The following is a 13,584-nucleotide window of genomic DNA, read 5'->3' on the forward strand; positions in this document are numbered from 1 at the left end:
ACTATCAAATTCCCTAAACAAAAAAGACGCCCCATACAAGGGGCGTCTTCCACTATTACGCTTGTTGTTGCGCGCTATATAATTCTTCAAGTGGCTTCATGATAATTTTGTTAACGTCGCCGATTACAACATTTAAGCGTTGCTCAGTTTCCATTAACTTTGTAATTTTAGCATCTTGTTGAATGCGAACTACAACTTCTTGTGCTTGTTGGTTGTCTTCTTCAGTGATTTCTTGACCTTGCATCATTTTTTGTTGTAGGCTAAGTTGCATTGTGCGGAACTCATCGAATAAGTTCTTTGAAGCTGCATCAGCTTGAACTGCTGCGTAGCTCTCTTTTAACGTTTTGAAGTCATCGTTTTCAGCGATTGCTTTTTGTAATTCATATGCTACATCATGAATGTTTTTTGTCATTTTATTTTTCCTCCTTTAGAAGGCTAGCGCTTATCATACGCACTGCCTTTTACGTGCATTTACATACGCACCTCTTCTTACCATATCAAACTATGCAAGAGATGTGAAGAAATTTCACTTTTATTTGTATGTACATATCTTATTATTTCAGAAACAACAGTAATAACCCTTGCACGATTCCAATCATACCGCCTAATAAGGCACCTAAATACGTAATCATTTTCAGTTCATTTTTTGTAATGGACAGCACTAAATCTTCTAGTCTCTCCGTGGAAAATGTGGACACTTCTTGCTGCACAATTTCAGCCAAGTGGAGATTATTTAGTATACTCGCTACGTTTTCTGCTCCCCACTTCAAGCCTTTCGTTACTGCACTTGGGACTACCTTTTCCATAATTGTTTCTCGAACTGGCTCACATACTTGCTGCACAGATTGATTTAAAAACTTGCTCACTGTTTCCTCCACTTTAACTGCAGACAATATGGAGCTTACAATCATTTCTTTTTCTACAAACGTTTCTAATTCTTTTACATCTCTTCCTTTTAACTTCTCCCACTCTTTTTGCAGTACTTCAGTTAAAAGCTGCTTTGTGCCATCTTGCCCTAAAAACTTAATAACCTCAGGCTGCACACGATCCACTACACTTACATTCCCTAAAAACATTCCGACTAAGTTAAGCAATGTCCCCCTAGAAGCAAAGAAATCATCAATCATTTTTGAAAGACGCGCTTTCCCTTCTTCACTTTCAAAAAAACTGATTCCTCGATCTAAAATAAACGCCGAGACATTTGGAATTGCATTCTCTATTTTTTCATGAACAGAATGAGGTAAAGCTTGTTCCCATGTATATGTATAGTACTCTTCTAAAAATGCCTGAATCTTTTCTGTAATCACCTGTTCGATTTTCTCAGTTGCTTCTTTTTCTACATGCGCTACGTCCCATTTTTCTAACATGTGTCGCAGTGACTGTTCATTCGTAATTACTTTATCCACTTCTACTTGTGCCCAGTGGATTAAACCTTTTTGAAACTCTTCATTTGTTAACTTCTTGCCGATTCCTTCTGGCGTTAACAAATGTTCTACAACCATTTTCCCTAATTGAACAGCAAGCTCATCGCGGCGCTTCGGAATTAATCCTGGTGTAAATGGCACTTGAAACTTCCCAATATACATAGGGCGATGAGGACGAAATAACATTTTTATCGCTAAATGATTTGTAAATCCTCCAATAATCGCTCCGAGCCCTGTCGTCGTTAACATACTTAACCATATATTCATTACAATCAACCTTTCGCTTCTCCAAAACTATAGCATATCATCATACGGACAAAAGTATAATGGTATAAAAACGTATTTGCAATATATAGCTTCGCCTATTATGCCAACATTTTGTTAGTAAAGGAGTGATTTCGTTGGTTCTCGGTATTTTAACTTCTCACCCTCATTATGAGCAAACGTATTACACCGAAATCGCTAAACGCGCTCGGCTTTATCATAATGTCGTTGCCCAGTTTACGCCGTTTGGTATTGACCCTAAAACAGATCTTATTTCTGGTCTGATTTATGATACAGATACAGGAAAATGGAAAGAGCAAATATTCCCTATTCCTTCTTATATATACGATCGTTCTTCTTTTAACGAGGAAACAAACGTCGAAAAAGCAAAGTCAATTATTCGCTCATTACACAACCGTGCTTCCACTACCTTTTTAAATAACACACTCATTGACTTAAGCGAACTACATGATGTATTTCTCACGAATAAAAAATTATCTCCTTATATACCAAAATTTGAAATAGCAACGATACACAACATTTTCAAACTGTTATTAAAAACAAAAGATATTATTATACGTCCTACTAACGCACATTCCAATGAAAGTTTGTACCGGGTCGTTTATAAAAATAAAACGTTTCATGTTGATACGATAAATGATGCTTACCATACTTCTACTCCAATTAAACGAACTGATGAATTTATATCTTGGTACAAATCTCATATACGATCAGCACGTTACATCACGCATACAATGCTGCAACCTCCAAATCAATTAACATACCCACTCCATATTCGAACCATTTTACAAAAAAATAAAGAACAGAAGTGGAACGTTATCGGTCAGTTTATACAAAAAAGTTCATTTCCGAATCAACTTTTACTATCGGCAACCGATGATTCCTCGCTGCATGCATTTTCAAAAATTAAATACGTACTATCTAGTACCGGTGTACAATTGTTACAAGACGCTTTACAAGACATTATAAATGAAGTGTTTCAAACGCTAGATGCATCTTATTCTTCATTATTCGAGCTAGAGCTTTCCACTATTATGGATCAAAAAGGGGCAATTTGGCTTATGTATGTCAACACGATTCCCCCGTACGAACATTACATTCGTCATAGTGATTCATTAGCCGAAAAAATATATCACGGACCATTAAAATTCAGTCGCTTTACACCATAATGAAAGGAGGTAAACCCATTTTGAAAGAGCACATATATACATTCAACATTTCAGACGAGAATCCAAATAGTATTACTTTACCTTATATTTTTTCCATTACACCACCAATTACATCCCTTTCCTTCGGCCTACGCCATGTTGCAAGTGAAGATGTAAAAATTCATTATTCCTTTACTCGCGAAATCATAATTGGAAAACAAATTGCTGAAAAACTTTTACTGCCTCATTCCACTACTATCCATGCATTCACACAAAATGAAACGATTATTTTCGGACCATTAATCGGGATTTTCACAACTGGTTTTAACGATGACGCTTCTAATCCTTTAGGGAACCGTTCCACATCTCTTGGCGAGTTACTAACTCCACCATTCACCTTACGACCATTTGTATTCGTTTTTGGTGTGCAACATATAGACTGGGAAGACGAAACAATTGAAGGGTATTTCTTTCAAGAGGAAAAGTGGATAAAGAAAAAAGTCCCTTTACCGAATGTCATTTACGATCGATTACCAAATCGGAAAGCCGAAAATTATAAACCGATCGTAAGAGCAAAAAGAAAGCTAGAGCATGACTATGCTATTCCTTGGTTTAACCCAGGTTTTTTTAATAAATGGGAAGTACATCAACTTCTTATGAAAGATGAATCCATCATGCCGTTATTACCAAACACAGAAACATTTCAGCACTTCGAACAAGTGGAACGATTTCTCGGAACGTATAAATCCATTTATATGAAACCGATTCATGGTAGCTTCGGTAGAAATATTCATCAACTATTTTATTCTCAAGCAGAGAATTGCTACTACTGTCGTTATCGCGAAAATGAAGAAAATAAACTAAGAAAGTACCAATCATTAGAAACACTTCTGAACCATGTGTTAAAAGGACATGATTTAAAAAAGTTTATCGTACAACAAGGTATCTCCTTGCTACGCTTCGATGGGCAGCCTGTTGATTTCCGCATTCATACAAATAAAAATCATTTCGGCCAATGGATGGTCAGTGCAATCGTCGCAAAAATTGCTGGCAAAGGTAGCTTAACAACGCATGTAAATAGCGGTGGCGATACGAAATTGCTGCAAGAACTTTTTCCTGATTCAACGAAACAAATTCAAATTGAAAATAAATTAAAACATACAGCCTTACAAATTAGTTACGCACTCGATGAACAAGTAACCGGAAATATTGGAGAAATCGGTTTTGATATCGGTTTAGACACGCAGGAAAACCCGTGGCTCTTTGAAGCAAACTCTAAACCAGGGCGAACTGTATTCCAAGATGCCAAGTTAAAAGAACAGAGTGAACTAACGCGCCAATTATTTTACGAATATGCCATCTACTTAACTGAACACTCTTTGCGCGATACAAAAGAAAAAATGTCTCAAATAAAATTAGAGACTTCCTCAAATAACGAGCATATTCCGTCTCCTATGATTCACTCACAAATACAAAAACAAAAACTTCCACCTCATTCATAAGGTGGAAGTTTTCTATTTACACAAGTTTTACTACAAACTCTGTTTCCACGTTACATACTCCGCAATAAAAAATATGATTGCAATATTCATTTGAATTATTATGTGTCAATCCATCTACTGCACTTAATAATTCTTGGTCCATATACGCACTATAATCGTCTATGTAATCTACAGCCTTCCCATAATCTTGGAGTATACTTTGGCAATTTTGACAAGAATATGTTTGTGATTCTAATGCGTTGCAAAGCGGGCAAATTCCCATCACGATTCCTCCATATAATTGTATCTAGCTACGTATAGGAGCGTCTTGCCCCGTTCTTACTTACATTTACCTCAAAATAGCAGGATACAAAAAGAAAAATATATTTCATATCGCTCTTAGTTTAGCCTTCTTTCTAAAAAATACAACGATTACTCTTATTTCATAATTTACGAAATCACTAAGATTTTTTTACAAAATTTACAAATTATTATTTCGTATATCTTTCTAGGTAACATCCATACTATGAGTACAAACTTAATTACCGATGGATTAGCGCCAAACGGGGCGATAATCTGGTTCAACTCCAGCTAGTCCAACCAAAAAAATTTTTATAACTCTAAGGAGGATATATTCCTATGGCAAACCAAAATTCTTCAAATCAATTAGTAGTACCAGGAGCAACAGCTGCAATCGACCAAATGAAGTACGAAATCGCTCAAGAATTTGGTGTACAATTAGGAGCAGATTCTACAGCTCGTGCTAACGGTTCTGTTGGTGGCGAAATCACAAAACGTCTAGTTGCAATGGCTGAGCAAAGCCTTGGCGGATTCCACAAATAAATATATATGGCAAAAAGGTCTCAAGGCATATGCCTTGAGACCTTCCTTCATTTATTGCAACATTTGTAAAAACTTCTTCGTACGTTCTTCTTTTGGATTTGTAAATACTTCTTCTGGTGTACCTTGTTCGACAACGACACCGCCATCCATGAAAATAACACGGTTCGCAATTTGATGTGCAAAACGCATTTCGTGCGTTACAATGACCATCGTCATACCTTCTTTAGCAAGTTCTTTCATGACCTTCAGAACTTCTTGAACGAGTTCAGGATCAAGTGCTGACGTCGGTTCATCAAATAGTAACACTTCCGGCTCCATCGCAAGCGCGCGAGCAATTCCAACGCGCTGTTGTTGTCCGCCTGATAATTGGAACGGATATAAATCCACTTTATCTGCTAGACCCACTTTTTCAAGGAAATAGTTTGCTTTTTTCTTCGCTTCTTCTTTCCCCATCTTTTTCACTGTAACGAGCCCTTCCATTACATTTTGAAGTGCTGTTAAATGCGGGAATAGATTATGGTGCTGGAATACCATACCTGTTTGCGTACGAAGGTTGACAATATCTTTCTTCGTTACTTTTTGAGAGAAGTTAAGCTCTTTATTACCGATACGAATATGACCAGCGTTTGGCGTTTCTAATACGTTAAGGCAACGCAGGAATGTCGTTTTACCAGATCCAGACGGCCCGATAATAACAACAACCTCGCCCTTCTCAACTGTTAAATCTATATGCTTTAGTACGGTATTATCTCCGAAACTTTTTTGTAAGTGCTGAATTGAAATCATAAAAACAAAAACTCCTTTTGTAAAAGGATTATTTTAATGTATAGCGTTCTGAACGCTTTTCTAACATCTGTTGTACGATTGATAATAAGAAACAAATAACCCAATAAATAAGACCTGCTTCAAAATAAACAATTAAAAACTCATAGTTCATTGCCGCAATTTCCTGCGCTTTTCGGAACATTTCTGTTACTAAAATTAACGATGCTAATGAAGTATCTTTCACTAAGCTAATAAATGTATTCGAAAGCGGCGGAATTGATACGCGCGTTGCTTGCGGTAAAATAACACGTTTTAACGCTTGCGGATATGTCATCCCAATTGTGTAAGCTGCTTCCCACTGCCCTTTCGGAATGGAAAGGATAGAAGCACGAATAATTTCAGATGCATACGCACCGACATTTAATGAAAATCCAACAACTGCTGCTGTATATGGCTCAACTTCAATATTAAGAGTTGGGAGACCATAGAAAATAATAAATAACTGTACAAGAAGTGGCGTTCCGCGAATGATAGATACATAGATACGAGCAATCCATTGTAAAATACGACTACCTGAAATACGTGCAAGCGCCGTTAACGTCGCAAGTATAAGACCGATAATAAATGTAATAAGCGTTAATGGAATTGTCGTAAAAACAGCTTCCTTCAGCATCGGCATGAAGGAAGACTGCATAATATCTACCCAAGTAGACAATCGATCTGAAACCAATGCACTACTTAGATACATTTTCACCAAACCATTTTTTCGTTATTTTGTCATACGTACCGTCTTTTTTCATATCTTCTAACGCTTTATCTACTTCTTGTACAAGCTTAGTGCTACCTTTACGGAATAAGAATCCACTTTGTGACGCTTCTTTTTCTGTATCTACAATTTTAATTTTTGCATCTTTTTTCGTTTCTAAATAATTTAATACTGATAACTTATCATTAATTGTAAAATCAACGCGCCCTGAAGCTAATAGTTCTGCTGCTTGGCTAAATCCTTCTACACCAACGATTTCCGCACCATTTTTCTTAGCGATATCTGCATAGTTACTTGTTAAAGATTGTGCTCCTTTTAATCCTTTTACATCAGCAAATGTAGCAGGTTTATCTTTATCTTTTGCGATAACTAATGCCGCTGAAGATGAAATGTATGGTTTAGAGAAGTCGTATTTCTTTTGACGATCTTCACGAATACCAACTTCGTTTGCAACCATATCGAAACGTTTTGCATCTAAACCAGCAAGTAAGCTATCCCATTGCGTTTCTTTAAATACAGGTTTTACACCTAAACGTTTTGCAACTTCTTCTGATAGTTCAACGTCAAATCCAGTTAATTTATTGCTTGAATCGTGGAACGTAAATGGTGGGTATGTACCTTCTGTACCAATTACAAGTTCACCGCTTTGTTTAATCTTTTGTAACGCGTCTTGACTAGCTGTATCTTTTTTCTCTTCTTTACCGCAGCCGGCTACAATCCCGATCGCTAATGTAGTTACTGCAAGTACTGAAAATAATTTCTTCATGATGGTAATCCTCCAAGTATTCTGATAGGAATTTAAAAACTATATTGATTGTATGCAATCTTGAACAATTTTTCAATGAAAATGTTCTTATTTAGTTTATCCTTTTTCTTCATAATCAAACAAAAAGGAAAAATAATGCTACATACAAAAAATAAGTAACATTTTTTAATATAGCATTTATTGTACGAAAGGTAAAATAATACTTCTTATTTAATTGCCGTGATTCACTAAAAAAAGAACTTGTGAAAATCACAAGTTCCTCCCCATACCTATTAAGCGCTCTGATTCCCTTCCATTTGCGTTTTGTACATATCGTAATAACGCCCGCGCTTTTTCATTAATTCATCATGAGACCCTTTTTCTAAAATCGTCCCTCTATCAAGCACGATAATTTGATCTGCACTTTTAATTGTTGAAAGACGGTGGGCAATAATAAATGTCGTTCTTCCTTTTTTCACAACTTCTAGCGCTTGTTGAATCATCGCCTCTGTTTCTGTATCGATACTAGATGTCGCTTCATCTAAAATTAAAATGGCTGGGTCAAAAGCGAGCGCCCTAGCAAACGATATAAGCTGACGTTCTCCGGTTGAAAGTGTACTTCCTTTCTCCGTAATTTCTTCATTTATATTGTTCGCAAATCTTTCAGCACCTACATCACGCAATGCTTTTACGATGCGCTCTTTTGAAATATTTTCATTTTCTAAACTAACATTAGATGCTACTGTTCCGCTAAATAAAAATGGATCTTGCAGTACAATTCCCATATGTTCACGAGTTGCTTGTTTCGGCATCTCTTTTACGTCATGACCGTCAATTGTAAGCTTTCCTTTTTCAAACTCGTAAAACTGAAAGAGTACATTCATAATGGAACTTTTTCCTGAGCCAGTATGACCGACAAGTGCGACTGTCTCGCCTTGTTTCGCTTCAAATGAAATATTTTTTAACACTTCATCTTTTCCATTATAAGAAAACGACACATTATCAAACTTCACATTTCCTTGTAAGCGAGGTATACGTTCTTCTTCTACTGCTTCCCCTTTTTCCTCTAATAATTCAAAAACACGTTCTGATGCAACGCGCGATTGTTCTAAGTTAGCAAGCTGATTCACCATATTTGTAATCGGTGAGAATAATCGTGTTAAATAATCAACGAACGCATATAGTATCCCTAAAGAAATGACGCCTGTAGCACTTAATGAAGCACCGCCGAAATACCAAATTACTCCTGTGAAAGCGATATTTCTTAATACGGCTACTAAGTTATGCGAAGTTGCTGCATTTAAATTTAAAATTTTATTTTGATACTTAAAATAATCGCCATTTAATTCTTCAAATTCTTTTTTCGTTTCACGCTCTTGACGGAACGCTTGAATAATTGGCATCCCTTGAATGGATTCATTCACTGTTCCGTTAATATCAGATAAACGCGAACGCATTTTATGATTGTATACAGACGCGTACTTTCTATATAAAATAGCCCAAACAATTAAAATTGGGATGATGAGTAAACATAACGTCGCCAATTTTACATCGAGTAAAAATAGCGCAGCAAATATCCCAATAATATAGATGATACTAGAAACGAATGTTGCCAGCACCGTTACATATAAATCACGAATGGCCTCTGTATCATTCGTCACACGCGACACAATTTTCCCTGCTGGTAAATGATCAAAATACCGAATCGGCAACGTTTGAATATGAGAAAAGACATCTTCCCTCATAATTTGAATAATTTTGTTCGCTGCTTTCTGCAAGAAAAATTGCTTTCCGTATGCAAATAATGAAACGACTACTAATAAAGCAAAATAGCCTCCACCAAGTAATAATAGTCTGTTTATTTCTGGTTTATAAAACGCAAACACTTCTTCTTTCGTTAATGCTTTCGCTTTATACACTTGCACCGCCTTACCGTTTTGAACGGTAATCATATCACCTTTTACAGTCCGTGACCCTTCCACATTTACTTTATTCGGTACAAAGTAATATTGAAAACCGACTTGCATCACGCGTACTTCTTTTCCTTTTTTCTCACCTTGTTCAAAGCGATCACTTCTCTTATAAAAGGCGCCATTATACGAAACAGCCTCTTCACTCTTTTCTGTTTCATACCAAGGTTTCTCTATTCCAACGATATGATCGTCAATCATCGTTTTCGCGACGAAAGGACCAGCAAGCTCTGCGATGACGAAAATAAATAACATTAGCATCGCTGCAAAAATCGTCCCTTTTACTTTCATTGCGTATTGAAACAATCGTTTTGAAACGCTCATATTTTCACCCCACTATCCGCACTTTCACTTTCACCCTGTTGTCTTTCAAACTGTTCCGCATACCAGCCTCCCTTTTGAATAAGCTGATCATGCGTACCTTCTTCTATTACTTCTCCTTCATCCATCACGAGAATCCAATCCGCATGTTGAACGGCAGATAAACGGTGCGTCGTAATAATCGTCGTCTTTCCGCTTCTCTCTGTTCTTATATTTTCAATAATCGCCGCTTCCGTACGAGCATCAACAGCTGATAAAGAATCATCTAAAATTAATATTTCCGGATTTTGAATAACAGCTCGTGCAATCGAAATCCTTTGTTTTTGCCCTCCTGATAAAGAAACACCTTTCTCTCCGACGAGCGTTTCTAACCCTTCTGGTAAAAACTCTAAGTCTTTTTTAAACGCTGCAATTTCAATCGCTTTCTCGAGTTCCTCTTCCGTCGCTTCCCTATTTCCGAATAAAATATTTTCCCTCGCTGTTTTTGAGAATAAAATATGTTCCTGCGGTACATAACCAATCCACCCAAGCACATTTTCATTCGTCATTTGATCTAATGTCACATCAGAGACTGCAATATCTCCATCTCCAAGCGGATATTGGCGAAGAAGCTGACGTACGAGCGTCGTTTTTCCGCTTCCTGTTTTTCCAACAACACCAAGCGTTTCCCCTTGTTTTAATGTAAACGAAACCTTTTTTAAATTTGTTTCAGTTGATGAAGGATATGAAAAGGTAACATCATCAAACTGAATATAATCCGGCTCTTGTACAAGCTTTGGATGTTTCGGATCCTTTACATCTGGTTCATACGCTAACGTTTCATTTACACGGTCGAGTGACGCATTTCCTCTTTGCATAACATTGATTAATTCACCAATTGCAAACATCGGCCAAATCATCATCCCTAAATACACGTTAAAGGAAACAAGTTCACCAAGTGTCACCTTTGATTGAAATACAAGATATGCACCGTACACTAAACCAATTAAATAACTAAGACCGACAAGCATTTTCACAGTTGGCTGGAATAGTGCATCAATTCTAGCTACTTTCATATTCTTTTCGTAGACGTCATCTCCTAATTGATGAAATCTTTCCTGATCTGCATTTTCTTGTACGTATGCACGAATCACGCGCACACCAGCGATTGACTCAAGTACTTTATCATTCATATCACCGAACGCATCTTGCGCAACTGTAAATCTTTCATGCAATTTCTTTCCATATATATTCATCGCATACGCCATAATTGGAAGCGGTATAAGTGCCGCAAATGTAAGCTCCCAACTAATTGTAAATCCCATCATAAAGACAATCGTAAGCATATATAAACTCGAATCAACGAGCGTTAATATACCGAAACCAGCTGTCATAGCGATTGCTTTTAAATCATTTGTCGCTCTCGCCATTAAATCACCAGTACGATTTTTTTGATAAAAAGTCGGCGTCATCTTAAGTAAATGCCCCATAAATTTAGAGCGCATCGTTTTCTCAAGCACGAATGCACCGCCAAACAATTGATGTTGCCATACGAAAGTGAGGCCATATCCAACTATCGTAACCCCAATTAAAATAAGAATAGACTGTATAATAGCTTCGTTCGATAACGTTCCTGTTTTTATATTATCTATCGTAACCCCTAACACTTTCGGGGGAATAACTTCAACTATATTCACAATTAAAAGAGCTCCAATGGCGATACTATATCTCTTCCAGTGCTCCTTAAAAAACCACTTTAACTTTAGTAATACTGAAAACAATGTAATCTCTCCCTTCTCGTTCTCGTTTATCTCTCATTTCTTTATCCGCTATCCAGACCCATTACATTTACATTTCGTAACCCATACAATCTCATCACATTTTTCCACCTTCCAAAGTTTTATTTAGTAACATGGAAAATAAACAAAAAAAAGCATACCGCCGCTTGACGATATGCACAAAAATGCATAAAAGCGTACGTTACGATATACGCAACGTACGCTTTTTATAAGACAAAAATGCCCTATATATCCGCACGGGTTGCGTAATGATATAAATGTTTTCTGCCATTTAACAGAGCTAAACCCATTACATTTACGATTACAATCATTACGCACACCCCCTTCATTTATTTTCCATTTATAATCTTATAACTTTATTGAGTATTCTGTCAATTGTTTTTTTACAAATTGAATAAAAATATATGATCCATCATTTCGAAATAAGGGAATATTCTGTAAGAAAGGGCATACAAAATAAAAGCTTCATAAGAAATCGTTTTCACAAATATTTCATTTGAAAAATGTTATCAAACCCCATACAATCACCTTATACTCACTCTTACAAGTTGCTATTTTAGGAGGACTAATCATGACAACTAGCAATACGTACAAATTTTATTTAAATGGAGAATGGAGAGAAAGCTCTTCAGGAGAAACAATCGAAATTCCATCTCCATACTTACACGAAGTAATTGGACAAGTACAAGCAATTACTCGCGGAGAAGTAGATGAAGCAATTGCATCTGCAAAGGAAGCTCAAAAATCATGGGCGGAAGCTTCTCTACAAGATCGCGCAAAGTATTTATATAAATGGGCTGATGAGCTCGTAAATATGCAGGATGAAATTGCCGATATCATTATGAAAGAAGTCGGTAAAGGATATAAAGATGCGAAGAAAGAAGTTGTTCGTACAGCTGATTTCATTCGTTATACGATTGAAGAAGCTTTACATATGCACGGAGAAAGCATGATGGGCGATAGCTTCCCGGGCGGTACAAAATCAAAACTTGCGATTATCCAACGCGCACCACTTGGTGTTGTATTAGCAATCGCACCATTTAACTACCCAGTAAACTTATCTGCTGCAAAACTTGCACCAGCATTAATTATGGGTAACGCTGTTATTTTCAAACCAGCAACTCAAGGTGCAATTAGCGGTATTAAAATGGTGGAAGCACTTCATAAAGCTGGCCTTCCAAAAGGTCTTGTAAACGTAGCGACAGGACGTGGTTCTGTAATTGGTGACTACTTAGTAGAACACGAAGGCATCAATATGGTATCGTTCACAGGTGGTACAAACACAGGTAAACATTTAGCGAAAAAAGCTTCAATGATTCCACTTGTATTAGAACTTGGTGGTAAAGACCCTGGTATCGTTCGTGAAGATGCTGACTTACAAGATGCTGCAAACCATATCGTAAGCGGTGCATTCTCTTACTCTGGTCAACGTTGTACAGCTATTAAACGTGTACTTGTACACGAAAACGTAGCAGACGAGCTTGTTGGCTTATTAAAAGAGCAAGTAGCTAACCTATCAGTTGGATCTCCAGAACAAGACAGCACAATCGTTCCATTAATCGACGATAAATCTGCTGACTTCGTTCAAGGCTTAGTTGACGACGCTGTGGAAAAAGGTGCAACAATCGTTATCGGTAATAAACGTGAGCGTAACTTAATTTATCCAACATTAATCGACCACGTAACAGAAGAAATGAAAGTTGCTTGGGAAGAGCCATTTGGCCCAATCCTTCCAATCATTCGTGTTTCTTCAGATGAGCAAGCAATTGAAATTGCTAACAAATCAGAGTTCGGTCTGCAAGCAAGTGTCTTCACTAAAGACATTAACAAAGCATTTGCAATTGCTAACAAAATCGAAACTGGTTCTGTTCAAATTAACGGACGCACAGAGCGCGGTCCTGACCACTTCCCATTCATCGGTGTAAAAGGTTCAGGTATGGGCGCACAAGGTATTCGTAAGAGCCTTGAGTCTATGACACGTGAAAAAGTAACTGTATTAAACTTAGTTTAATCTTATACAAAGAAGCTGATCTAGTTTTAGATCAGCTTCTTTTCTAT

Annotated in this window: 12 protein-coding genes; 4 read left to right on the forward strand and 8 right to left on the reverse strand. The window is 37.0% G+C overall.

Features of this window, described 5'->3' with window-relative positions; genetic code table 11:
• Nucleotides 1-55: 55 nt before the first annotated feature.
• Together PDQ40_RS23690 and PDQ40_RS23695 are read right to left on the reverse strand one after the other, a co-directional pair.
• A complete protein-coding gene (locus tag PDQ40_RS23690) occupies nt 56-412 on the reverse strand; it encodes a YlbF/YmcA family competence regulator (RefSeq protein ID WP_000164606.1) in 357 nt (118 codons plus the stop codon).
• Between the two features lie 142 nt (nt 413-554).
• Nucleotides 555-1,691, reverse strand: coding sequence for a DUF445 domain-containing protein (locus PDQ40_RS23695; protein ID WP_270691690.1), 1,137 nt, complete (start codon nt 1,689-1,691; stop codon nt 555-557).
• A gap of 134 nt (nt 1,692-1,825) precedes the next feature.
• Here PDQ40_RS23695 and PDQ40_RS23700 point away from each other — a divergent pair, with 134 nt between their 5' ends.
• The gene (locus tag PDQ40_RS23700; protein ID WP_000242706.1) at nt 1,826-2,878 is read left to right on the forward strand and encodes a YheC/YheD family protein; all 1,053 of its coding nucleotides are present in this window, start codon (nt 1,826-1,828) and stop codon (nt 2,876-2,878) included.
• A gap of 20 nt (nt 2,879-2,898) precedes the next feature.
• Nucleotides 2,899-4,359, forward strand: coding sequence for a YheC/YheD family endospore coat-associated protein (locus PDQ40_RS23705; RefSeq protein ID WP_214328621.1), 1,461 nt, complete (start codon nt 2,899-2,901; stop codon nt 4,357-4,359).
• Nucleotides 4,360-4,375: 16 nt separating this feature from the next.
• Here the strand turns inward: PDQ40_RS23705 and PDQ40_RS23710 are convergent, their stop codons facing one another.
• The gene (locus PDQ40_RS23710; RefSeq protein WP_000510467.1) at nt 4,376-4,621 is read right to left on the reverse strand and encodes a hypothetical protein; all 246 of its coding nucleotides are present in this window, start codon (nt 4,619-4,621) and stop codon (nt 4,376-4,378) included.
• Nucleotides 4,622-4,977: 356 nt separating this feature from the next.
• On the opposite strand from PDQ40_RS23710, the gene sasP reads away from it, so the two are divergent.
• Nucleotides 4,978-5,181: a small acid-soluble spore protein, SasP family gene (gene sasP, locus PDQ40_RS23715; protein WP_000013338.1), complete on the forward strand. Its 204-nt coding sequence runs from the start codon at nt 4,978-4,980 to the stop codon at nt 5,179-5,181.
• Between the two features lie 51 nt (nt 5,182-5,232).
• Here sasP and PDQ40_RS23720 read toward each other — a convergent pair whose 3' ends face one another.
• From PDQ40_RS23720 to PDQ40_RS23740, 5 genes are all read right to left on the reverse strand, one after another.
• On the reverse strand, nt 5,233-5,967 hold the full coding sequence (locus tag PDQ40_RS23720) for an amino acid ABC transporter ATP-binding protein (protein WP_000623602.1): 735 nt from the start codon (nt 5,965-5,967) through the stop codon (nt 5,233-5,235).
• A 28-nt stretch (nt 5,968-5,995) separates the two neighbouring features.
• Entirely contained in the window at nt 5,996-6,694 is a 699-nt protein-coding gene (locus tag PDQ40_RS23725; RefSeq protein WP_000281503.1) for an amino acid ABC transporter permease, read from the reverse strand.
• On the reverse strand, nt 6,681-7,478 hold the full coding sequence (locus tag PDQ40_RS23730) for an amino acid ABC transporter substrate-binding protein (RefSeq protein WP_000732855.1): 798 nt from the start codon (nt 7,476-7,478) through the stop codon (nt 6,681-6,683). Before PDQ40_RS23730 ends, PDQ40_RS23725 begins: the two co-directional genes overlap by 14 nt.
• 272 nt (nt 7,479-7,750) lie before the next feature.
• Entirely contained in the window at nt 7,751-9,751 is a 2,001-nt protein-coding gene (locus PDQ40_RS23735) for an ABC transporter ATP-binding protein (protein WP_000116620.1), read from the reverse strand.
• Nucleotides 9,748-11,508: an ABC transporter ATP-binding protein gene (locus tag PDQ40_RS23740; RefSeq protein WP_000493198.1), complete on the reverse strand. Its 1,761-nt coding sequence runs from the start codon at nt 11,506-11,508 to the stop codon at nt 9,748-9,750. Before PDQ40_RS23740 ends, PDQ40_RS23735 begins: the two co-directional genes overlap by 4 nt.
• Before the next feature lie 589 nt (nt 11,509-12,097).
• Between PDQ40_RS23740 and gapN the strand changes: the two genes are divergently transcribed.
• Nucleotides 12,098-13,537: an NADP-dependent glyceraldehyde-3-phosphate dehydrogenase gene (gene gapN, locus PDQ40_RS23745; RefSeq protein WP_000213632.1), complete on the forward strand. Its 1,440-nt coding sequence runs from the start codon at nt 12,098-12,100 to the stop codon at nt 13,535-13,537.
• Nucleotides 13,538-13,584 lie beyond the last annotated feature (47 nt).

The sequence above is a fragment of the Bacillus cereus group sp. Bc061 genome (assembly GCF_027715825.1).
Lineage (GTDB): Bacteria > Bacillota > Bacilli > Bacillales > Bacillaceae_G > Bacillus_A > Bacillus_A paranthracis.

Bases quoted from the DNA above. Each gene is read 5' to 3' on its own strand.
- PDQ40_RS23690 (WP_000164606.1), bottom strand. From the start codon at position 412: ATGACAAAAAACATTCATGATGTAGCATATGAATTACAAAAAGCAATC.
- PDQ40_RS23695 (WP_270691690.1), bottom strand. From the start codon at position 1,691: ATGAATATATGGTTAAGTATGTTAACGACGACAGGGCTCGGAGCGATT.
- PDQ40_RS23710 (WP_000510467.1), bottom strand. From the start codon at position 4,621: ATGGGAATTTGCCCGCTTTGCAACGCATTAGAATCACAAACATATTCT.
- sasP (WP_000013338.1), top strand. From the start codon at position 4,978: ATGGCAAACCAAAATTCTTCAAATCAATTAGTAGTACCAGGAGCAACA.
- PDQ40_RS23720 (WP_000623602.1), bottom strand. From the start codon at position 5,967: ATGATTTCAATTCAGCACTTACAAAAAAGTTTCGGAGATAATACCGTA.
- PDQ40_RS23725 (WP_000281503.1), bottom strand. From the start codon at position 6,694: ATGTATCTAAGTAGTGCATTGGTTTCAGATCGATTGTCTACTTGGGTA.
- PDQ40_RS23730 (WP_000732855.1), bottom strand. From the start codon at position 7,478: ATGAAGAAATTATTTTCAGTACTTGCAGTAACTACATTAGCGATCGGG.
- PDQ40_RS23735 (WP_000116620.1), bottom strand. From the start codon at position 9,751: ATGAGCGTTTCAAAACGATTGTTTCAATACGCAATGAAAGTAAAAGGG.
- gapN (WP_000213632.1), top strand. From the start codon at position 12,098: ATGACAACTAGCAATACGTACAAATTTTATTTAAATGGAGAATGGAGA.